The organism is Nocardia sp. CA-290969 (assembly GCF_050936135.1).
Lineage (GTDB): Bacteria > Actinomycetota > Actinomycetes > Mycobacteriales > Mycobacteriaceae > Nocardia.
This window is the reverse complement of sequence record NZ_JBNJNJ010000001.1, coordinates 6,329,570-6,351,874: the sequence shown is the minus strand read 5'-3', so window position 1 is coordinate 6,351,874 and position 22,305 is coordinate 6,329,570. Positions and strand designations below refer to the sequence as shown.

At 68.6% G+C, this 22,305-nt stretch carries 18 protein-coding genes and 1 tRNA gene; 17 read left to right on the top strand and 2 right to left on the bottom strand.

The window, feature by feature from the left end:
* Positions 1-313: 313 nt before the first annotated feature.
* The 5 genes from ACQEVO_RS28950 (at position 314) to ACQEVO_RS28930 (ending at position 6,390) form a co-directional block, all read left to right on the top strand.
* Positions 314-1,927: a peptide ABC transporter substrate-binding protein gene (locus tag ACQEVO_RS28950; RefSeq protein WP_432919552.1), complete on the top strand. Its 1,614-nt coding sequence runs from the start codon at positions 314-316 to the stop codon at positions 1,925-1,927.
* 31 nt (positions 1,928-1,958) lie between these two features.
* Entirely contained in the window at positions 1,959-2,885 is a 927-nt protein-coding gene (locus ACQEVO_RS28945) for an ABC transporter permease (protein WP_432919551.1), read from the top strand.
* A 14-nt stretch (positions 2,886-2,899) separates the two neighbouring features.
* Positions 2,900-3,853: an ABC transporter permease gene (locus ACQEVO_RS28940; RefSeq protein WP_432919549.1), complete on the top strand. Its 954-nt coding sequence runs from the start codon at positions 2,900-2,902 to the stop codon at positions 3,851-3,853.
* A 76-nt stretch (positions 3,854-3,929) separates the two neighbouring features.
* Positions 3,930-5,582, top strand: coding sequence for a dipeptide ABC transporter ATP-binding protein (locus tag ACQEVO_RS28935; protein WP_432919547.1), 1,653 nt, complete (start codon positions 3,930-3,932; stop codon positions 5,580-5,582).
* Positions 5,583-5,643: 61 nt separating this feature from the next.
* The gene (locus ACQEVO_RS28930) at positions 5,644-6,390 is read left to right on the top strand and encodes an oxidoreductase (protein ID WP_432919545.1); all 747 of its coding nucleotides are present in this window, start codon (positions 5,644-5,646) and stop codon (positions 6,388-6,390) included.
* Positions 6,391-6,855: 465 nt separating this feature from the next.
* Here ACQEVO_RS28930 and ACQEVO_RS28925 read toward each other — a convergent pair whose 3' ends face one another.
* On the bottom strand, positions 6,856-7,689 hold the full coding sequence (locus tag ACQEVO_RS28925) for an HAD family hydrolase (protein WP_432919543.1): 834 nt from the start codon (positions 7,687-7,689) through the stop codon (positions 6,856-6,858).
* 363 nt (positions 7,690-8,052) lie between these two features.
* Here ACQEVO_RS28925 and ssd point away from each other — a divergent pair, with 363 nt between their 5' ends.
* The 7 genes from ssd to ACQEVO_RS28890 all read left to right on the top strand — a co-directional run bounded on the left by ssd (position 8,053) and on the right by ACQEVO_RS28890 (position 13,203).
* Positions 8,053-9,159, top strand: coding sequence for a septum site-determining protein Ssd (gene ssd / locus ACQEVO_RS28920; protein WP_432923119.1), 1,107 nt, complete (start codon positions 8,053-8,055; stop codon positions 9,157-9,159).
* Positions 9,156-10,349 (top strand): TadA family conjugal transfer-associated ATPase, encoded by a 1,194-nt coding sequence (locus ACQEVO_RS28915; protein ID WP_432919541.1) that lies wholly within the window; start codon positions 9,156-9,158, stop codon positions 10,347-10,349. Before ssd ends, ACQEVO_RS28915 begins: the two co-directional genes overlap by 4 nt.
* Positions 10,346-11,164: a type II secretion system F family protein gene (locus tag ACQEVO_RS28910; protein WP_432919539.1), complete on the top strand. Its 819-nt coding sequence runs from the start codon at positions 10,346-10,348 to the stop codon at positions 11,162-11,164. Before ACQEVO_RS28915 ends, ACQEVO_RS28910 begins: the two co-directional genes overlap by 4 nt.
* Positions 11,165-11,255: 91 nt before the next feature.
* Positions 11,256-11,855 (top strand): type II secretion system F family protein, encoded by a 600-nt coding sequence (locus ACQEVO_RS28905; protein ID WP_432919537.1) that lies wholly within the window; start codon positions 11,256-11,258, stop codon positions 11,853-11,855.
* Between the two features lie 81 nt (positions 11,856-11,936).
* Positions 11,937-12,164: a DUF4244 domain-containing protein gene (locus ACQEVO_RS28900; RefSeq protein ID WP_432923115.1), complete on the top strand. Its 228-nt coding sequence runs from the start codon at positions 11,937-11,939 to the stop codon at positions 12,162-12,164.
* A 113-nt stretch (positions 12,165-12,277) separates the two neighbouring features.
* A complete protein-coding gene (locus ACQEVO_RS28895) occupies positions 12,278-12,592 on the top strand; it encodes a TadE family type IV pilus minor pilin (RefSeq protein ID WP_432919535.1) in 315 nt (104 codons plus the stop codon).
* 44 nt (positions 12,593-12,636) lie between these two features.
* Positions 12,637-13,203: an Rv3654c family TadE-like protein gene (locus ACQEVO_RS28890; protein ID WP_432919533.1), complete on the top strand. Its 567-nt coding sequence runs from the start codon at positions 12,637-12,639 to the stop codon at positions 13,201-13,203.
* A 244-nt stretch (positions 13,204-13,447) separates the two neighbouring features.
* On the opposite strand, the gene ACQEVO_RS28885 is transcribed toward ACQEVO_RS28890, so the two are convergent.
* Complete coding sequence (locus tag ACQEVO_RS28885; protein ID WP_432919531.1) at positions 13,448-15,811, bottom strand: DEAD/DEAH box helicase; 2,364 nt, start codon at positions 15,809-15,811, stop codon at positions 13,448-13,450.
* 434 nt (positions 15,812-16,245) lie between these two features.
* Between ACQEVO_RS28885 and ACQEVO_RS28880 the strand changes: the two genes are divergently transcribed.
* The 5 genes from ACQEVO_RS28880 (at position 16,246) to ACQEVO_RS28860 (ending at position 22,092) form a co-directional block, all read left to right on the top strand.
* Positions 16,246-16,452 carry a cold-shock protein gene (locus ACQEVO_RS28880; RefSeq protein ID WP_011206895.1) on the top strand — a complete coding sequence of 69 codons (207 nt, stop codon included), beginning with the start codon at positions 16,246-16,248 and terminating at the stop codon, positions 16,450-16,452.
* A 677-nt stretch (positions 16,453-17,129) separates the two neighbouring features.
* Positions 17,130-20,048 carry a type I DNA topoisomerase gene (topA, locus tag ACQEVO_RS28875; protein ID WP_432919528.1) on the top strand — a complete coding sequence of 973 codons (2,919 nt, stop codon included), beginning with the start codon at positions 17,130-17,132 and terminating at the stop codon, positions 20,046-20,048.
* A gap of 58 nt (positions 20,049-20,106) precedes the next feature.
* Positions 20,107-20,613: a DUF664 domain-containing protein gene (locus ACQEVO_RS28870; protein ID WP_432919526.1), complete on the top strand. Its 507-nt coding sequence runs from the start codon at positions 20,107-20,109 to the stop codon at positions 20,611-20,613.
* Between the two features lie 155 nt (positions 20,614-20,768).
* Entirely contained in the window at positions 20,769-21,959 is a 1,191-nt protein-coding gene (locus ACQEVO_RS28865) for a DNA polymerase III subunit delta' (protein WP_432919524.1), read from the top strand.
* A gap of 57 nt (positions 21,960-22,016) precedes the next feature.
* Positions 22,017-22,092, top strand: a tRNA-Thr gene (locus tag ACQEVO_RS28860).
* Positions 22,093-22,305: the final 213 nt, after the last annotated feature.

Here is a 22,305-nt window from a genome sequence, read left to right as displayed (position 1 = left end):
ATGAGGGGCCACCTGTGACCCTAAACTCTCCACGGGCCGGTCGAGGAGATCCCCGGCGAATGGCCGCCCCTGCCGGGTGAACGGCAGCCGGAGGGGGACGAACGGTAGGTCCCGGATCCAGCGCGAAGTCGACGAAGCCGTGCGGGATGCGGCGGGGGCCGATATCATCGGGCAACTCTTCGGGGTGTGGGTCGCGACCCGGTCTTGCCCGCCCGGCCGCGGACGGGAAGTGCGGGTCCGGGAAGCAGTGCGGCTGTCTCGGCCCGCGACGCCGAACGGGCGATCGTGGGGAACGACGAGTCGGGGAGTGTGTGTGCGGGGAGCATCGTGGACTCGGTGGGCCGCGGGCCTGCTGGTGGTACTGGCCGCCGTCGTCGTGCTGCCTGCCTGCACGGTGACCCCCGCGCTCGGTGATTCCATCGCCGTCAACGGTTCGGAACCACAGAATCCGCTGGTGCCGTCGAATACGAACGAGAACGGTGGCGGCCGGATCGTCGATCGTTTGTTCGCGGGCCTGCGCCGGATCGCCGCCGACGGCAGCCTGCACGACGAGGTCGCCGAGTCCATCGAGACCACCGATCAGCAGCACTACCGGATTCGGCTGGAACCCGGCTGGACGTTCAGCGACGGATCACCGGTCACCGCCCGTTCTTTCGTGGACGCGTGGAATTACGGCGCCCTGGTCACCAACGCGCAGCTGCAGAGTTACACCTATGAGCCGATCGTCGGATTCGAGGATGTGCAGGCCGATCCGCCCCGCGCGACGACCATGTCGGGACTGCGCGTGGTCGACGATCTCACCTTCACGGTCGACTTGAAGGCGCCCACCATCGATTTCCGGACCCGGCTGGCATACGCGCCTTATTACCCGCTGCCCGCGGCAGCCTTCGCGGATATGGAAGCGTTCGGGCAGCATCCGATCGGTAACGGCCCGTACCGGTTCGCGGGCCCGGACGCCTGGCAGCACGATGTGAAACTGGATCTGGTGCCGAACGAGACGTACCGGGGCGGGCGGCCCGCCCGGAACCGGGGCCTGACCTTCGTCTTCTATTCCGATATGGATGCCGCCTACGCCGATCTGCTGGCCGGTAACCTGGATGTCCTCGATACCGTCCCCACCAGTGCGCTGACCGTGGTGGATGCCGACCTGGGCGAGCGCGCCGTCGCGGCGGCCACCGCGAAGAATCAGTGGATCGGCACCCAACCCGGCCTACCGCATTTCGGCGGTGCGGAAGGCCGGCTGCGGCGGCACGCCATCTCGCGCGCCATCGACCGGAAGGCCATCGGCGACAAGATCTTCCGCGGCACCCGCGCGCCGGCCCGCGACTACACCTCGAGCGTGCTGCCGGGTTTCGACGGTGATCTCCCCGGTGCCGAGGTCCTCGAATTCGATCCCGGCGAGGCCCGCCGGTTGTGGGCCGAAGCGAACGAGATCGCACCGTGGAGCGGTCGTTTCGAGATTGCCTACAACGCCGACGGAGATCATCAGCCCTGGGTCGACGCGGTCGCGAACAGTATCAAGAACACCCTCGGGATCGAAGCGGTGGGCGCCGCCTATCCGACGTTCAAACAACTCCGCGACCAGATCACCTCGCGCACCGTCGGCAAGGCCTTCCGCTCCGGCTGGCAGGGCGACTACCCGACGATGCTCCAGTTCCTGGAGCCATCGTTCCTGGGCAACTCCGAAACCAACGATTTCGACTATCACAACCCCGAATTCGACGCCCTGATCGCGGCCGCCGAAGCCGCACTGACCGAACCGGAATCCTGGGCGCTGGTGGCGCGCGCCCAGACGGTGCTGTTGCGCGATCTGCCCACCATTCCCATCTTCGACTACGTGAACTCCTCCGGCTACTCCGAACGGGTCCGCGGGGTCACCTTCGGCTGGAACGGTATGGCCGATTTCGAGAACCTCGAGCTGATATGACCCCGGATACCCGCCGGCGGGAGGAGAGCGCATGGCCTGGTATGTAGTGCGGCGCCTGCTGCAGATGGTTCCGGTGTTCTTCGGCGCCACCCTGCTCATCTACTTCCTGATCTACAAGGTCTCCGGTGGTTCGGTGGCGGCGCTGGCCGGTGACCGCACCCTCACCCCCGCTCTCGAAGAGCAACTACGCGCGCGTTACCACCTGGACCGCTCCTTCTTCGTGCAGTACTTCTACTACCTGAAGGGGATCTTCACCTTCGATCTCGGCACCTCGTTCTCCGGCCGGTCGGTGAAAGACGAACTCGCCCGTGCTTTTCCGATCACCATCCGCCTGGCGCTACTGGCCCTGCTGTTCGAAGCGGTGTTCGGCATCCTGTTCGGCGCGCTGGCCGGGCTGCGCAAAGGTAAATGGTTCGATTCGGCCATGCTGGTGCTGAGTCTCGTGGTGATCGCGATACCGGTTTTCGTGCTCGGTTTCCTCGCCCAGTTCCTGCTCGGCGTGAAATGGGGCATCGCGCCCGTCACGGTCGGCGCGGACGCGAGCTGGGGGCGACTGGTGGTGCCCGCACTCGTGCTGGGTGCGCTGTCGTTCGCCTACGTACTCCGGCTGACCCGCAACGCGGTCGCGGAGAACCGCGACGCCGACTACGTGCGCACGGCCACGGCCAAGGGGTTGCCCCGGCGGCGGGTCGTCACCGTGCACATCCTGCGGAACTCGCTGATCCCGGTGGTCACCTTCCTCGGCGCCGATCTGGGCGCGCTGATGGGCGGGGCGATCGTCACGGAGGGCATCTTCAACATCCCCGGCGTCGGCGGCACCCTCTACCAGGCGGTGGTCCGCGGCGAAGCGCCGACGGTCGTCTCCTTCGTCACGGTGCTGATCGTGGTGTTCCTGCTGGCCAACCTCGTGGTGGACCTGTTGTACGCGGTACTCGACCCCCGGATCCGTTATGCCTGAACAGGAGTGCGGTCATGTCCGATGAGTTGCCCCGGCGGCGCGACCGGCAGCGCTGGGTCGCCGAACCGGACGCGGTGCCGGTGGAGGCCACCGACCGGGTGCGGATCGCGGGCGCGCCGCGCGGTTTCTGGGGCCAGGCCTGGCGGCACCTGCGGCGCAATCCGCTGTTCTGGATCTCCGCGGCACTCATCTTGCTGGTGCTGGTGGTAGCGGCGTTCCCCGGTCTGTTCACCGACCAGGATCCGCGCTACTGCACGGTCGACAACAGTTTGCTGCCGCCCAGCTCGGCGCACTGGTTCGGGTTCGATCTGCAGGGCTGCGATATCTACGCCCGCACGGTCTACGGGGCCCGGGCGTCGATCCTGACCGGGGTCGGTGCGGCTGCCCTGTTCGTTCTGATCGGGGCCACGCTGGGCGCACTGGCCGGGTACTACGGCGGGCTGCTCGATTCGGTGATCTCCCGCATCTCGGAGATCGTCTACGCCATCCCGCTGATGCTCGCCGCCATCGTGCTCATGCAGCTGTCCACCGAGCGCACCATCGGGCTGGTGATCGTCACGCTGGCGGCCTTCACCTGGCCGCAGGCGGCGCGGATCGCCCGCGGATCCGTGCTCGCGGCGAAGAACAGCGAATACGTGCTGGCCGCCCGGGCGCTGGGAGTTTCCCGCCTCGGTATCCTCGTCCGCCACGTCCTGCCGAACTCGGTAGGGCCCGTCATCGTGGTGACGGCCATCTGGCTGGGTGTGTTCATCGTGACCGAGGCGACGCTGTCGTTCCTGGGGGTCGGACTGCCACCCACCGTGGTCTCCTGGGGCGCCGATATCGCGACCGGCCAGCAGCAGTTGCGGGGCGGATCGCTGATCTTGTTCTATCCGGCCACCGCGTTGGCGCTGACGGTGCTCAGTTTCATCATGCTCGGCGATGCCCTCGGCGACGCCATCGATCCGAAAGCACGGGGTGCGCGATGAGCGCCGGGGGAGGGCCGGCGCACGGTCTCCGCACACCGAGCGAGCGGCGCTCGCGGCTACTGGACAGGACGCGCTCATGACCACCACCGAAGAGCGCCCCTTGCTGGAAATCCAGGATCTGCGTATAGCTTTCGGGACCGGCGCCGGCCGGGTCGAGGCGGTACGGGGTGTGGATCTCACCGTCTACCCCGGCGAGACAGTCGCGATCGTCGGCGAGAGCGGGTCCGGTAAATCGACCACCGCGCACGCGGTACTCGGGTTGTTGCCGCCCGGCGGCCGGATCACCGGGGGAAGTATCCGTTTCGCGGGTACGGAACTGACCGATGCGCCCGAATCTCGGCTGGTCGCCCTGCGTGGCAACGAGATCGGTTTCGTACCGCAGGATCCGATGTCGAATCTCGATCCGGTCTACAAGATCGGCTTCCAGATCCGGGAGGCCCTGGCCGCGAGCGGCGTGGCGCGGGGCCGGGCGGGCCGGGAGCGGACGGTCGAATTGTTGCGCGCCGCCGGGATACCCGACCCGGAGCACCGGGCCGGCCAGTATCCGCACGAACTGTCCGGAGGGTTGCGGCAGCGCGCTCTCATCGCGATGGCATTGTCCGCGCGACCGGCGCTGCTGATCGCCGACGAACCCACCTCGGCGCTGGATGTCACCGTGCAGCGCCGCATCCTCGACCACATCGACAGCCTCACCGGAGAATTCGGTACGGCGATGCTGCTCATCACCCACGATCTCGGACTCGCCGCCGAACGCGCCGAACACCTCGTGGTGCTGTATCAGGGTCGCGTCGTCGAATCGGGCCCGGCGCCGGACCTGCTACGCGATCCGCGCCACGCCTACACCCGCAAGCTGATCGAAGCGGCGCCCTCGCTGGCCGCCGGGCGGCGCGCCGGCCGTACCCGCGACCGCGGCGACGAGCAGAGCCGGGATCCGATTCTGGTGGCCGACAAGCTCACCAAGCGGTATCGCGTCCGCGGATCGGCTCCGTGGCGGTCCCGAGAGGCCGCGGCCGCCGAGAATATTTCGTTCCGCCTGCACCGGGGGACCACTACCGCCCTGGTCGGCGAATCGGGTTCCGGAAAGTCCACCGTGGCACAGCTCGTCCTCGGATTGCTCGAGCCCAGCTCCGGTTCGGTGCTTTTCGACGGCGCCGATATCGGCCGGCTGAGCCGCCGCGAGCAGACTCGGTTCCGGCGCCGGGTGCAGCCGATCTTCCAGAACCCCTACGCGTCGCTCGACCCGATGTATTCGATCCATCGCTGTATCGCCGAACCGCTGTACACCCACAAACTGGGTACTCGCGCCGAACGGGACGCCAAGGTCCGGGAGCTGCTGGATCAGGTCTCGCTGCCCGCCGATATCGCCGACCGCTACCCGAACGAACTGTCCGGCGGGCAGCGCCAGCGGGTCGCCATCGCCCGGGCACTGGCGCTCGAACCCGAACTGCTGGTCTGCGACGAGGCGGTATCGGCGCTGGATGTGCTCGTCCAGGCCAATATCCTCGACCTGCTCGATCGCCTCCAGCGTGACCTGGGTCTGACCTATCTGTTCATTACCCATGATCTGGCGGTGGTGCGCCAGATCGCGGACGAGGTCCTGGTGATGCACGAGGGGACCATTGTCGAGGCGGCACCGACGGAGCAGATCTTCGAATCCCCGCGCGAGGAGTACACGCGCTCCCTGCTCGCGGCCATACCCGGCCGCGACCTGGCTGTCGGCCGACCGTGACAACGGGGTCTCGCGGGACTCACGTCCACGTCGCCGTCCGAGCCGCGTAGCCTCCTACCCCGTGACCGATCCGCTCGCGCCCCTCACCGAACTGCCCGGCGTGCGCGCCGCGGCCGATAAGGCCCGCGACGCGCTGGCCGAGGTACACCGGCACAAGACGAACCGCCGCGGCTGGCCGACGACCGCGGCCGAAGCCGCTGTCCGGGCGGCGCGATCCTCCGCGGCGCTCGACGGCGGGAGTACCGAACTACCCGCCGACGGCGCGGTCGCCGACCCGATCCTGGCCGGCGCGCTGCGCGTGGGCCAGGCGCTGGAAGGTGACGCACTGCGCAACCTCGTCGGAATCTGGGAGCGGGCGCCGCTGCAGGCCCTGGCCCGGTTGCACCTGCTCGCCGCCGCCGACATGGTGGACGACGAAAGCGCGCTGGGCCGGCCACGCGCCGACGGCGGTGTGGCCGAGCGCTTGGACGTGCTGGCCCAGACCCTGCTGGCCACCTCGGCACCGGCTCCGGTCACCGCGGCGGTGGTGCACGGCGAACTGCTGACCCTGAAACCGTTCGGGTCGGCGGACGGGCTGGTCGCCCGGGCGGCGTCGCGTCTGGTCACCGTGTCGAGCGGGCTGGATCCACACGCGCTCGGTGTGCCGGAGGTCTTTCTGCTGCGCCGCCGGCAGGCATACCTGGACGCGGCGGCCGCGTTCGGCGCCGCAACCGCCGACGGGGTCGGGGGCTGGGTGGTGTTCTGCTGCGGTGCACTCGAAGACGGTGCCCGGGAAGCGATGTCGATCGCGGAGGCGGCGGCCGGCTGACAGCCGAATGCCGTCGTGGTGGGCTGTCGTATCAGGGCTACCGCACACATCAAAGCGGGCGGCGTGGTCGTTGGACCTCACCGCCCGCGAGCACGGACTACCCGGTTACCATGCGTGCTGAAATGGGTTGTGTTCTCCGGCCTCGGCGTTCCTCCGGGATCCGCAGCAGCTCATCCCCGCAGCTATGCGAGGCCATCGCCGGCAACGAACCGGATTTCGCAGGCCCACAACACTCCTGCCCTTGTCGCGGCGAGCTCCGCGTGGGTGCCTGGTGTCCGTGCTGGGAAGGGTGGTCGGGAGACTGAGCCTTCTCTTCCGGCTGCGCCTTGGCCTTCCGTCCTTCCGTGCCTCCATTTTTACACTGTGAGCGCACTCACATCAAGGCTTCGGGCAACATAACCGAACATTGGAAAACGGTCGCCGGAGTTCGGAGGCGTATGCTATAAGGCCAGGTAGAAGCCGTCTTCAGCGGCGTCGCAGGAGCCGATAGGTAAGTGCGCCGGCGGCCAGTGCGCTGAGTCCGACCGCGATCCCGGTGGCCGTCGTTCTCGACGGTGCGCGAAACCGTGACCACAGTGAAACCGGGTTGGAGAAGGTCAGGACCGGCCACCCCCGTGCCGTTGCCTCCCGCCGTAGATTCCGGTCCGGATTGACGGCGGTCGGGTGGCCGACCGCGGCCAGCATGGGCAGATCGGTGATCGAATCGGAATACGCGTAGCACCGCGACAGGTCGTAACCCTCTGTAGCGGCAAGCTTTTCGATGGCCGTGACCTTGCCTTCGCCGTAGCAGTAGAAATCGACCTCGCCGGTGTACTTCCCGTCGACGACCTCCATGCGGGTCGCGGCGGTGTGGGTCGCCCCGAGCGCCTCCGCGATCGGCGCCACCACCTCCTCGCCGGAGGCCGAGACGATCACCACATCGTGCCCGCGGATCGTGTGGTCGGCGATCAGATCGACTGCCTCTGCGTAGATCAGCGGATCCACCAGTTCGTGCAGCGTCTCGGCCACGATCGACTGGATCTGGGCGACATCCCAGCCGGCGACCATATTGGTCAGGTTGGCGCGCATCCGCTCCATCTGATCGTGGTCGGCGCCCGAGAGCAGGAACATGAAATGGGCGTAGCTGCTCTCGAGTACCGCCCGCCGGTTGATCAGGCCCTGGGCGAAGAACGGTTTGCTGAACACGTAGGTGCTCGAGCGAGCTATCACGGTCTTGTCCAGGTCGAAGAACGCGGCGATACGGCCGTGGGTGGGTCGGCGATCGCCGGGAAGCGGTGTCGAATCAGCGGTGTCCGTCACGGGTTCAGGATAGGCAAACGTGTCTGGCGTGTCGGCGGCACAGGGTGGTTCAGCCGGTTCTGACCTGTGGTTTTTCACCGCGGACAGTGGTCGGCGTGAGCTGGGGAACTTCTTTGTCTCGGGGCTTGCGTTCTCGTCGGGGCTTGGGTGTAGTATTGCTGTCACCTGGACATGTTCCAGGCGCGTTCAGCCCGACCCCCCGGGGCTGAACCCCGACGGCCCCAGCCTCCTCCCCCCCCGGCTGGGGCCGTCCTCTATTTCGGGGACGGCCATTCGCTGTGGACGTTGTCCACAGCCCGCGAGTTGTCCACAATCTCCTCCGCGGCCCGTACCGGACCGCGTTTCCCGGCCACGCTGGATCTCATGGACCACGAGGCGACCACCGCGGAAACCGCCGAACCCGGTGTGCTGGTGCTCATCCGGGATCACCGGTTACGCGACGAAGTGCTACGCGTTGCGGCGGCCGCGGGCCGGCGTATCGAGGAGGCCGCTCCGCCACCGGGACGCCACGCATGGTCCATCGCGCCACTCATCGTGCTGGACACCCCCGCGGCGGTGGAATGCGCTGCCGCGGCACCACCGCGGCGCAGCGGAGTGGTCACCGTCACCGACGGCGAGCCGGAACTCGCGGATTGGCAGGCGGCGGCGGTGATCGGCGCCGAGCGGGTGGTCGCGTTGCCCGCCGGGGCGGTCGGTCTCATCGAGAAATTCGCCGAATACGCCGAAAAGCGCGCAGATGGGGGAGTGGTCATCGCGCTCGCCGGCGCGGGCGGCGGGGCGGGTGCCTCCACCCTCGCCGCGGCGATCGCGCTGCGTTCGGCCACCACTGGATTCCGGCCGCAGACGGTCTTGGTCGACGGCGCACCGCATGGTGGCGGGCTGGATCTACTGCTCGGGATCGAAAGCGCTCCCGGTCTGCGCTGGCCGGACCTGGTCATCGACGACGGCCGGGTGGCCGCCGCCGAACTCCACAACGCTCTACCGGGCGCCGGAGCCGGGCTGTCGGTGTTGTCCTGCGGCCGCGGCTCCGGCCGCACCAGTCCGATCGGCGCCGCCGCGGTGCACGCGGTGGTCGAAGCCACCCGCGGAGCCGGGGATCTCGTCGTCTGCGATATCTCCGGCGAACGGGGTCCGCATATCGATGGCATGCTCGACGCCGCTGATCTGGTCGTGCTGGTCGTACCCGCCCGGCTGCGTGCGGTGGCCGCGGCCGAGGCGGTGGCGCAGTGGGTCGCGAACCGGAACCCGAACCAGGGCCTGGTGGTGCGCGGGCCCGCACCCGGCAATCTGCGGGGGCAGGAGATCGCCTCGGTGCTGCGGTTGCCGCTATTGGCTTCCGTGCGCGCCCAGCCCGGTCTCGCCGCCCGCCTCGAGCGCGGTGGCCTGCGGCTACGTCGCGGCCCACTGCGTACCGCCTGCGATGCGGTGCTCGCGGTGCTCACTCCGCCCGGTGAACGGAGAGCCGGGTGAACGCCGAGGCGGGGGTCGTCACCGCCGAACTCCTGGACCGGGTCCGCCGGCGGCTGGCCGGCGAATCCGCCGAACCGGAACCGGCGCGGGTCGCGGCGGCCATCCGGGCCGAGGCGGGCGGCATGCTGGGGGATACCGACCTCCTGCGGGCCCTGCGCCTGCTGCAGACCGAACTCACCGGTGCCGGGCTGCTCGAACCGCTGCTGCACGATCCCGCGGTCGCCGATGTGCTGGTCACCGCGCCGGATGCGGTGTGGGTCGATCGTGGCCGCGGTGTCGAGAAGACCCCGATAACGTTCCCCGACGAGGCCGCCGTGCGGCGCCTGGCCCAGCGTCTCGCGCTGTCGGCGGGCCGCCGCCTCGACGACGCCCAGCCCTGGGTGGACGGCCGGCTCGCCGGGCGGGAGATGGTGCTGGGTAACAGCTTCGGGGTTCGCCTGCATGCCGTGCTCGCGCCGATCGCGCTCGGCGGTACCTGCCTGTCGCTACGGGTGCTGCGGCCGGCCACCCAGGGTCTGGACGCTTTGTGCCGGGCCGGAACCGTACCGCCGGAAGCCGAAGCCCTACTGCGCCGGATGATTCGGGCGCGGCTGGCTTTCCTGGTGGTCGGCGGTACCGGCGCGGGGAAGACCACGTTGCTGTCCGCGCTGCTCGCCGAGGTCGATCCGGCCGAGCGCATCGTCTGCGTGGAGGACGCCGCCGAACTCGCGCCGCCGCATCCCCATGTGGTCCGGTTGGTGGCTCGTCCGGCCAATATTGAAGGCGCCGGCGAAATCACCCTGCGCGATCTGGTGCGCCAGGCCCTGCGGATGCGCCCGGATCGCCTCGTCGTGGGTGAGGTGCGGGGCGCCGAGGTCGTCGACCTGCTGGCGGCGCTCAACACCGGGCACGACGGCGGCGCGGGAACGGTGCACGCCAACTCGCCGCGCGAGGTGCCGGCCCGGCTGGAAGCCCTCGCCGGTTCGGGCGGTATGGACCGCGCGGCTCTGCACAGTCAGTTCGCCGCGGCGGTCCAGGTGGTTCTCCATGTACAGCGGCGTCCCGACGGCTCGCGCATCCTCCGCGAAATCGGGGTGGTGCGGCGGGGCAGCGACGGCTGGGTGGTGATCTGCCCGGCCTGGCGGGCCGGCGCGGCAGGCCCCGGTGCGGAGGCGCTGGCCGCCTTGTTCGAGGAACGGCTGGGCCGATGACTCTCACCGGACCGGTATCGCCGGTGGTCGCCGGGCTCGGCTGGGTGGCCGTGGCCCTGCTCCTGATTCCCGCACCGGCCGATCGGCGGCGATTCACCCGGGTGTTCGGTGCGCCAGTGTCGCGCCGCGTGCCCGGGCGGTGGCTCGTCCGCGGCGCCGCGGGGCTCGGCTGTGCGGTGGCGCTGGTTCTCGGTAGCGGCAGCCTCATCGGCGGGGTGCTCGTTGTGGCCACCGCGACGGTACGAATGCGCCGTGCGCGGCTGGCCCGGCGGCACAACACCGAATGCGGCTACCTCCTTGATGCGTTGTCGGCCGTGATCGCGGAATTGCGGGTGGGCGCGCATCCCAGTGCCGCCGCCGCGGTCGCCGCCCGCGAGACCGGCGGTATCGCGGCGCAGGCGTTCGCGGTGGGCGCGGCGCGTAGCCGGCTGGGCGGCTCCGGTGCCGACGGACTGTTACGCCCGCATACGGTGATCGCCGCCGAGCTCGCCCGGGTAGCGGACGCCTGGCGGGTCGCCGAACGACACGGCCTCGCCCTGGCCGAACTGCTCGCGGCAGCCCGGGCCGATCTGGCCGCCCGGATCAAATTCCGCAACCGTACCGAGGCGGCTCTGGCCGGAGCCCGCGCTACGGCCACGATCCTGGCGGTACTTCCGGTACTCGGCATCGGTTTGGGACAGCTGATGGGTGCCCAACCGCTGCGTGTACTCCTGTTCTCGTCGATCGGCACCTTTCTCCTTCCGCTCGGCGCGGGCCTGGCTTGTGCCGGGTTGCTGTGGGCCGACGAGATAACCCGCCGGGTGGTTCCGCGATGAGCGTCCCCGCTCGCTCCCAGCGCAGCACCGTGCGGCAGCCGCCGCATGGCCGGTGGCCGAAATGTCCGGCATACCCGGGTAGGAGCCCACGATGACGACCGGTGCGGTGTGGCCTTATCTCCTGCTGGCCGCGGCGTTCCTGCTCTTTCCGGTGCGCAGGCCGGTGCTCGCGCGCTTGGGGACGGGGCCCACCTACGAACCCGCGGCACGGCGCCCAACTCGGGGCCCGGTCGATCCGGTGGCCATCGCGACGCTCTTCGACCTGCTGGCGGCCTGTCTACGCGCAGGTCTGCCGGCGGACGCCGCGGTACGTGCCGTATTACCCACCTGCCCGGCGCCGTTGGCGGCGCTGCTGCGGCGCGCGGCCGATCTGCTCGCGATGGGTGCCGACCCGGCGACAGCCTGGGCGGCGACGCCACCCGGTTCTGCGGCCGCGCCGGAATTCGAGGCGCTGGCGCGGTTGGCACGCCGGTCGGCTCGTTCCGGATCCTCGCTGGCGGCGGCGGTCGGGGAACTGGCCGATGAGCACCGGGCGCTGGTGGAGGAGGCGGCGACAGCACGCGCCGAACGTGCCGGTGTGCTGATCGGCGGCCCGCTGGGCCTGTGCTTTCTCCCCGCATTCGTCTGCCTGGGAATCGTGCCCGTCATCGTCGGCTTGGCCGGCCGGGTGCTGGGCGGCACCCTGCTGTGACCGCCGCAGCCGGAGAACCGAGATGTACCACGTACGGACAGTCCGAACGTGGTGAAGAGGAGGAGATACCCCATGTCCGAAATGATCGAGTGGGCACCGGTGCGGCGGGTGCGCGCGTTCGGCGGCGAACTGAACGCCCGACTGCTGTATGCCGCGACGGCGGAGGACGGGATGAGCACGGTCGAGTATGCGATCGGAACCATAGCCGCGGCGGCGTTCGGCGCCGTCCTGTACACCGTGGTGACCGGGGAGAGCATCCCCGACGCCTTGACCGGAATCATCGAAAAGGCCTTGAACACAAGCGTTTAGGAACACAGGTGTCCACCGATGAGGCCGGAACGTGGGCGCGCGGCCGGTGGCCGGGCACGACAAGCGCAGAGCGAGCACGCCGCCCAGCGGTACTGCGCGGTGACAGGGGGTCGGTGACTGTCGAGGGAGCGATCGCGCTCGGTGCGCTCGCTGCCGCGGTAGCCCTGTGTGTGGGCGCGGTTTTCGCGGCGGTCACCCAGGTGCGCTGTGTCGATGCCGCCCGCGAAGCGGCTCGGCTCGCCGCCAGAGGAGACCGGGAGTCCGCGGTCCCTACCGCGCAGCGGGTGGCCCCGGACGGAGCGGATATCTCGTTGCGTTACGAGGGAGACCGCGTGGTCGCCGTGGTCACCGCCGACACCCCGTTGCTTCCCGCGCTGCAGATGCGGGCCGAGGCGGTCGCCGTCCGGGAACCGGGCGCGGGCTCGTGAACCGGGGGTGCCCGGGTCCGGCGGGCAGCCGATGGCTCTCCGCTGTGTCACTCGCGACCGCGGTCGGCGGCTTCGTCGGGACGGCCGCCGGCGTGGTGATCGGCGGGATCACCGGCTGCCTCCGCGGGCTGCCGCTGTTCCGGCTCGGCCGCTGGGACAGCTCGGAGCCGGCCGCGGCGGCCCGCCGGAGACCGGTGCGTGTGTCCAGCAGCAACAGCGAGAGCCTGACCCGGGCGAGCGGCCGGCAGTTCGGCCATCTGCGCGGGGACAACGGGTCGGCAACCGTGATCGCATGCTTTGCCGTGGCCGCTCTGATCGCACTGACCGTACTCGTAACCCAGATCGGCGGGGTGGTCGTCGCGCGGCACCGAGCGCAGGCGGCCGCCGACCTGTCTGCGCTGGCTGCCGCTGCCGGACTACGCGACGGCGCCGAGGCGGGGTGTACTGCCGCCGAATCCCTCGGCCGGCGGATGCGGGCCGCGATAACCCGATGCGAAGTCGAGGGCTGGGATGTCCTGATCGAAGTGGAGGAAAAGGTACCGGTGGGTCCGTTCGGAGCGCGGCGTATACGTGCGATTGCGCGCGCCGGCCCGGTCGAAGAAGGGCGGTGATGGGACTTCACGGTAATTAGTTAACGACGAATTGGTCGTTCACTTAGCTGCGGCAATTAACTGCTCGTTACCGGAAATAGGAGTTCGTTATTGAAATGATCCGAATGCATTGCCGCCGGCTACCGGCCGGTTAAGTGGCAACAATTCAGTTAACATGAGCCGCTTCCTCTTAAATCGGTAGCGCCGTGGGCAGGATGACGGCGGTGGGTGCGGAGCAGCGAACATCTTGACCTGCGTGCATCTCTTACGAGTCGTACGACGCGTGATCGCGCCCGTCCGGCTGGGCCAGAATCGCCGTCAACAACCTGACCGCTCCCGCCTTGTCCAGCGGGTCATTGCCGTTGCCGCACTTGGGTGATTGCACACACGATGGGCATCCTGAGCGGCAGGAACACGACTCCACGGCGGCGAGTGTGGCGCCCAGCCAGCGCCGGAGCAGGGCGTAGCCCCGCTCGGCGAAACCGGCGCCCCCGGCCTGCCCGTCGTAGACGAACACGGTGGGCAGGCCGGTATCGGGGTGCTGGGCGGTGGAAACGCCGCCGATATCCCACCGGTCGCAGGTCGCTACCAGCGGCAACAACCCGATGGCCGCGTGTTCGGCGGCGTGCAGTGCTCCCGGCACATCGGGCGCCGCGATACCGGCGCGGTCCAGCAGTTCCGGGGTGACGGTGTAGAGCACGGCTGTGGTGGACAGGCGCTGTGGCGGCAGGTCGAGTTCGACCAGGTCGAGCACCTCGCCGGTGAGCGCGGTGCGTAGGTAACCGACGACCTGGCTGTGCACGGTGACCTCGGCCAAGGCCGCCGTGACCTGCCCGAATACGCGGTTCTCCCGGACCGAATCGATGGTGATCGAGGTGATCTGCCGGGCACTCGTGGACCAGCCGGGGCTCTCCTCGTGGACGAAGGCCACGCCTGCTTCGAGGTCCAGCTCGTCGACCACATAGGTCTCGCCCTGGTGCAGGTGCACCGCGCCCTGGTGCAGGGTCGCCGGGGCGCGGCCGGGGTCCGCCGTTCCCAGGAACCGACCGGTCTCGCCGACCACGATCGCGATCTGGCCACCGATACCGCCGCGGACATCCACCGAATCGTGTGGCGGCTCGGGCGCGGTATAGAACCAGTGGTGGCCCCCGTTCGACTTCCGGCGCCGAAGCAGTCCCTGACCTGCCAGTTCTGCCAGAATCCGGCGGTTGCCGAACTGCTCTGCCTCGGCATCGCCGAGCGGCAGCTCCATGGCCGCGCACAAAAGCTGCGGGCCCAGGACGTAGGGGTTGGACGGGTCGATGATCGTGGCTTCCACCGGCCGGTCCAGCAGGGCTTCGGGATGGTGGACGAGGTAGGTGTCCAGCGGGTCGTCCCGCGCCACGAGCAGGGCGAGTGCCCCCTGGGTGCGCCGTCCGGCTCGGCCGATCTGCTGGCGGAACGAGGCGACGGTGCCCGGGAAACCCGCGAGCACCACGGCGTCCAGCCCCGCGATGTCCACACCGAGCTCCAGGGCGTTCGTGGTGGCCGCGGCAACCAGCGACCCGTCGGTGAGGCCGGCTTCGAGCGCGCGGCGGTCTTCGGGGAGGTAGCCGCCGCGGTAGGCAGCGACCCGTTCCGCCAGGTCGGGGTCGATTTCCGCGAGCCGCTGCCGGGTGTGCAGGGCGATGAGTTCGGCGGCGCGCCGGGATCGGGCGAAGGTCAGCGTGCGGGCACCCTCGAGCACCAGATCGGCGGTGATCCGGGCGGCTTCGGTGGTCGCGCCCAGGCGTACGGGTGCACCGTTCTCACCCTGTACCGAGGTCAGCAGCGGTGGCTCCCAGAACGCCACGGTGCGCGGACCGCGCGGGGAACCGTCCTCGGTCACCGCCACACAGTCCGCACCGGTCAGCCGGGATGCCGCGGCTGCCGGGTCGGCGGCGGTCGCCGAGCACAGCACGAACACCGGGTCGGCGCCGTAATACGCGGCGAGCCGGCGAAGCCGCTGCAGCACCAGCGCCACATGGGAGCCGAAGACGCCACGATAGGCGTGGCATTCGTCGACCACCACATAGCGCAACCGTCGAAACAGCCGCGACCAGCGGCGATGCGAGCGCAGGACGCCCAGATGCAACATATCGGGATTGGTGAACACCCAGCGTGCCTCCGCGCGCACCCATTGCCGTATTTCGGTGGGCGTATCGCCGTCATAGGCGGCGATCGCGATATCGCGTAACGCCCGGTGCCGGACGAGTTCGCCGGCCGTTCGCAGCTGGTCGGCCCCGAGTGCTTTGGTCGGGGCGATATACAGCGCGGTCGCTCGGGGATCGTCGTGCAGTGCCGTGAGCACGGGCAGCTGGTACCCGAGCGATTTGCCCGACGCGGTCCCGGTCGACACCACCACATTGCGCCCGTGGTGGGCGAGGTCCGCGGTTTCGGCCTGGTGGCTCCAGGGGGCTTCGATGCCCTCCGCGCGCAGTGCGTCGACCACTGCGGGCGCCGCCCACAGCGGCCATTCGGTGGTCCGGGCCGCGCGTCCGGCGATCTCGGCGATATGCGTCAGTCGCTCGTCGGTGTCCCCGGCGCCGGCCAGGACACGATTCAGCAACGATCGACCGTAGCTCGTCTCGGGCTGGACCTCGCGCGTCATTCCGCCATGCCTTCCGTGTCGCCGGAAGGTGTGAAACACCGTCTTCCGCCGCTCGCTGCCTGCGGATTCGATACCCAATAGCGATCTGGGTCACAGGTGGGTACACGGTCCGTCGGCTGGTTATCTGTAGGCAAACATACCGGAGGTTCAGATTCCGGCGGGTAATCCCTTACCCCTGCATTCGCGAGATCATTTTTTTTGCAAATTGTCGGTAACTCCGCTGTTGAATTTCCCGAAGACATGGTTCACTGGGTCTCGGTCGCAAGCTTCTGTGTTCGAGGGAACGGATGCAAAGTCCAAACCTTGGCAGGATCGATGTTGCGAACCGCTTACGAAGGCCCCCCATGGGAGTCCAGAGTACAGGGGTTCGGAACAGGCCCGGTGGACGAAACTCAGTTGTCCGCCGTTCCGAGTAAGAAAAGAGAAGGAACAGAATGGCACAGGGAACTGTGAAGTGGTTCAACGCGGAGAAGGGCTTCGGCTTCATCGCGCCCGAAGACGGCTCTGCGGACGTCTTCGTCCACTACTCCGAAATCCAGGGTTCGGGGTTCCGTACCCTCGAAGAAAATCAGAAAGTCGAGTTCGAGGTTGGTCAGGGCACCAAGGGCCCTCAGGCCACCGGAGTTCGCGCGCTCAGCTGAGCGGGCACACCTCCCAGTTCGTCCCTCGATCCCGTAACGGGAGCGAGGGACGAACTATATGTGCAGTATGCGTACTTCCGCGTTCGCTCCAGCCGTTCGCCCTCTGCGTACTTCCGGGTTCGCTCCAGCCGCACGCTTTTCGCGAGCTTCGGCATCGGCCGCGGGCACCCCGGGAGCCGTACCGGCGATGGCGTCGTTGCGCCATACCGCGGCTGCCCCGGTCGAACGCGTCTCGCCCGGCTACTCGACGCCCGGCCGGATCCCGGCACGGCTCACGCCGTCACCGAACGGTTCGGCTGTCGCGCCGGGGACCCATCCACTGCCTTCCCGCGCCGCAGGCCAGGCAGCCTTTCACGCGACGCGGATCCCGCCGGACTCCGGCCGGTCCCGCCGGCGTCGCGCCACGCGCGGGCCGTCGCTCGATGACCGTGCGCCCACCCCGCTCACATCGACAAGGCACGTCCTCGTGACCTACCGTGCGTGCTGTAGCGGCCTCGCGCCCTGCATACTGAACGGCATCGACGCGCCATCGCCCGATGGTCGCAACCGCTCGGCCACGCGCAGCGTCAAGGTATAAACGTGTCTGGTGGTGATGTTCGACTTCACCATCTGTTCATCCAGCCGCGTACTGCGCCCCCAGCAGGGCTTCGCGGGTCGAGAAGGAAAGGGATTCGCCGGTGGCAACACGAGACCGCAGCGCAGCCGAGGCGGGTCGTCCCGTGCGTCGTCTCGTGATCGTCGAGTCCCCGACCAAGGCCCGGAAAATCGCGCCCTACCTGGGCCGGGACTATACGGTCGAGGCGTCGGTGGGGCATATCCGCGATCTGCCGCGCGGTGCCGCCGATGTGCCCGCCAAGTACAAGGGGCAGGACTGGGCTCGGCTCGGGGTGGACGTCAACAACGACTTCGAACCCATTTATGTGGTGAGCCCGGATAAGAAGGGCAAGGTCACCGAACTCAAGGGTCTGCTGGCCGACGCCGACGAGCTGTATCTCGCCACCGACCCCGACCGCGAGGGCGAAGCGATCGCCTGGCATCTGCTGGAGACGCTGAAGCCGAAGGTCCCGGTGCGCCGGATGGTGTTCCACGAGATCACCGAACCCGCGATCCGCGCCGCGGCCGCCGATACCCGCGAGCTGGACAACGACCTGGTCGACGCCCAGGAAACCCGGCGCATCCTGGACCGGCTGTACGGCTACGAGGTCAGCCCGGTGCTGTGGAAGAAGGTCATGCCGCGGTTGTCGGCGGGCCGTGTGCAGTCCGTCGCGACCCGGGTGATCGTGCAACGCGAACGTGAGCGGATGGCGTTCCGGTCGGCCGAGTACTGGGATATCGCGGCGAAGCTGGATGCGGGTGGCGACGCCGATTCCGCCAATCCGCGGGTTTTCTCCGCCCGGCTGGTCGATGTGGACGGTGCCCGAGTGGCCACGGGCCGCGATTTCGGTTCCGACGGGCAACTCAAGGCCGATTCCCGTGCCCTGGTGCTCGACGAGGCTCACGCCCGGCGCCTGGCCGAGGCCCTGCACGGCGCCGACCTCGTGGTCACTTCGGCCGAATCCAAGCCGTATACGCGCAAACCGTATGCCCCCTTCATGACCTCCACCCTGCAGCAGGAGGCCGGCCGGAAACTGCGGTTCACCTCGGAACGCACCATGCGCACCGCGCAGCGGCTGTACGAGAACGGCTACATCACCTATATGCGTACCGACTCGACGACACTGTCGGAGTCGGCGATCAATGCTGCCCGCACCCAGGCGACCCAGCTGTACGGCGCCGAGTACGTCCATCCGACCCCGCGGCAGTACACCCGCAAGGTCAAGAACGCGCAGGAAGCACACGAGGCGATCCGCCCCGCCGGTGATACGTTCGCCACACCCGGCCAGCTGCATGCCCGGCTGGACAACGACGAGTTCCGGCTCTACGAGCTGATCTGGCAGCGCACCGTGGCCTCGCAGATGGCCGATGCCCGCGGCACCACCCTCACCCTGCGGATCTCCGGTACCGCCGGAACCGGCGAGCAGTGTGTGTTCTCCGCCTCCGGTCGCACCATCACCTTCCCGGGCTTCCTGAAGGCCTATGTCGAGAGCGTCGACGAGGAGGCCGGTGGCCAATCCGACGACGCGGAGATGCGGCTGCCACAGCTCGCCGAGGGCGAGGGCGTAACGGCGGTCGAACTGAATCCCGACGGGCACAGCACGAATCCGCCCGCCCGCTACACCGAGGCCTCGCTGATCAAAACCCTCGAGGAACTGGGTATCGGCCGCCCGTCCACCTACTCCTCGATCATCAAAACCATCCTCGACCGCGGCTACATCTACAAACGCGGCAGCGCGCTGGTGCCGTCGTGGGTGGCGTTCTCGGTGACCGGACTGCTGGAATCGCATTTCGGCCGGCTGGTCGATTTCGATTTCACCGCCGCCATGGAAGACGATCTGGACGCGATCGCCACCGGCCGGGCCCGGCGCGGGCATTGGCTGTCCAGCTTCTACTTCGGCGGGGACGACGGGGCCGAGGGGTCGGTCGCGCGGTCCGGCGGGTTGAAGAAGATGGTCGGGGAGCGGCTCGACGATATCGATGCGCGCGAGATCAATTCGATCAAGCTGTTCACCGATGAAGAGGGTCGCGATGTGGTGGTGCGGGTCGGCCGGTACGGGCCGTACCTGGAGCGTATGGTCACCGACCCCGACAATCCCGACGCCGAACCCACCTCGCAGCGCGCGAACCTGCCCGACGATCTGCCGCCCGACGAGCTGACCCCCGATGTCGCGGAGAAGCTGTTCGCGACGCCGCAGGAGGGTCGCGCACTGGGTGTGGATCCGGCGAGCGGCCACGAAATCGTCGTCAAGGAAGGACGTTTCGGGCCGTACGTCACCGAGATCCTGCCGGAGCCGCCGGAAGAGGAAGCGGCGAAGAAGACCGCGAAGAAGAACAACGGTCCGAAGCCGCGCACCGGGTCGCTGTTGAAGTCGATGGATCCCGCGACGGTGACGCTCGACGACGCGCTGAAACTGCTCTCGCTGCCCCGGGTGGTCGGCACGGACCCGGCATCCGGCGAGGAGATCACCGCGCAGAACGGCCGCTACGGGCCTTATCTCAAGAAGGGCACCGACTCCCGGTCGCTGGCCACCGAGGACCAGATCTTCACGGTGACCCTGGACGAGGCACTCAAGTTATATGCCGAGCCCAAACGCCGGGGTAGACAGGCCGCGGCCGCTGCGCCGCTGCGTGAACTCGGCAACGATTCCGCCACCGGGAAACCGATGGTGATCAAGGACGGCCGGTTCGGGCCCTATGTCACCGACGGGGAGACCAACGCCAGCCTGCGCAAGGGCGACGAGGTGGAGTCGATCACCGACGAACGTGCCTCGGAGCTGCTGGCCGATCGGCGCGCGCGGGGTCCGGTGAAGAAGGCGGCCAAGAAGACCGCCGCCAAGAAGGCGCCGGCCAAGAAGGCCGCGGCGAAGAAGACCACCACCGCGGCGAAGAAAACGACCGCGAAGAAGACCGCGGCCAAGAAGACGACCGCCAAGAAGTCCACCGCGAAGAAGGCCCCGGCGAAGGCCGCGAGCCGCACCACCACCGGGGACAACGAATAACCCGGGTTGTCGGACCCACGCCGTAGCCTCCACGCGACACCGATGCGAAGGAGCGCCGATGGCCGGCCGCCAGGAACGTGACGACCTCATCCAACTGCTCGACGAACAGCGCGAGATGTTCCGGATCACCGTCCGGGGAATCAGTGACGAGCAGGCGAGGCAACGCACCACCGCCAGTGAACTCACACTGGGCGGGCTGCTGCACCACCTGGTCAGTTGTGAACGGTTGTGGACAAAAGTTCTCGTCGATCGCGACGAAACCGCGGAACAGAAACTCGAAGACTTCGAAGGCCAGTACACCCTCGGTGACGACGAAACCGTCGCCGGTCTCCTCGCGGAGTGGGAACTCGTCGCCGCGAACACCACGGAACTCCTGCGCACAGTGGACGATCTGGACGCCTCCATCCCCACACCCACCAATCCGTGGGTGCCCGGCCGGGTGTGGTGGTCGGCGCGTTTCCTGGTCCTGCACATCCTGCGTGAAATCGCCCACCACAGCGGCCACGCCGACATCATCCGCGAACAGTTGGACGGCGCGAACACCACCGCGCAACGTGCCGGATAGGGATGGGATTGCGGCCGCATACCGCCTGGCGCCGACGCGTTGTCCCGAGCATCAGCGTGCACCCCTCGGTGGGCGCGCTGTGAACGGGCGAACGAGCGTCGTCCGGTGAAGCCTTTGGATCGGTCGCGGACGACAAGTCCATTATGGTGGCGGACGTGACGGGTGTCTTCGATCGGCTGGTGGGGCAGGAGACGGTAGCGGCCGAGCTGACCGCCGCCGCGACGGCGGCGCGCTCCGGCACGGTCGAAGGAGCGATGACGCACTCGTGGCTGTTCACCGGCCCACCGGGGTCCGGGCGGTCGGTGGCCGCGCTGTGTTTCGCCGCGGCACTGCAGTGCACCGACCCCGCACAACCGGGTTGCGGCCGGTGCCACGCGTGCACCACCACCATGGCCGGAACCCACGGCGACGTCCGCCGGATCATCCCCGAAGGCCTGAGCATCGCGGTCAAGGAAATGCGCGCCATCGTGCAGATCGCTGCCCGCCGCCCCAGCACCGGCCACTGGCAGGTGGTCATCATCGAGGACGCCGACCGCCTCACCGAAGGCGCCGGCAACGCCCTGCTGAAGGCAGTGGAGGAACCGCCCAGCCGCACCGTGTTCCTGCTGTGCGCACCTTCGGTCGACCCCGAGGACATCTCGGTGACCCTGCGTTCCCGCTGCCGCCACGTTCACCTGGTGACCCCGTCGGTGCCCGCTATAGCGCAGGTCCTGCGTGACCACGACGGCCTCGACCCGGAAACCGCCGAATGGGCTGCCGCCGTGAGCGGCGGTCACGTCGGCCGCGCCCGCCGCCTCGCCACCGACGACGAGGCCCGCGACCGCCGCCGCCGCGCCCTCGATCTGGTAGCCGCAGTCTTCCGCGGCAACGCCTACCTCGCCGCCGACGACCTGGTGAAAGCCGCCGACGACGAGGCCAAACAGCTCAGCGCCGAACGCGACGAACGCGAACGCGACGAACTCGCCACCGCCCTCGGCGCCGGCGGCACCGGCAAAGGCGCGGCCGGCGCCACCCGAGGTTCCGCGGGTGCTCTGAAGGACCTCGAAAAACGCCAGAAATCCCGCACCACCCGCACCGGCCGCGACGCCCTCGACCGCGCCCTCCTCGATATAGCCGGCCTCTACCGCGACGCCCTCGCCGTGAGCTTCGGCGACCCCACCGGCCTCACCATGACCCACCCCGATATGGCCGACCGCGCCCGCGACCTCGCCACCCGCATCCGCCCCGAGGGCCTGCTCCGCTCGATAGACGCCGTCCTCGCCTGCCGCGAAGCCCTCGACCTCAACGTCAAACCCCGCTTCGCCCTCGCCGCCATGGCCGCCACCCTCCTCGCCCAAACGTCCTGACCACCCGTTTTCGCGTTCCCCGGCCGGAGACGATAGACTCGCGACGCCGAACGGCACGCCGCCTTAGCTCAGTCGGTAGAGCGCTTCACTCGTAATGAAAAGGTCGGGGGTTCGATTCCCCCAGGCGGCTCCACACTCTTCTCTCGGTTGCGTGCAGCGCACTTCTTTTCTTGCCGATCCCGACCACTCCGGTGCGGATTAACCGCTCGGCGTCGCATACCTTAGGTTGAGCTTTTTGTCAAACAACGAATGTCAGTAAATGCTCGTTTCTGTTGTTTGATAATCTCGGCGAGCGAATGTATAAGGCTAGCTCGGTGTATGACGGGCCGATGGCGGATGCCGTGTT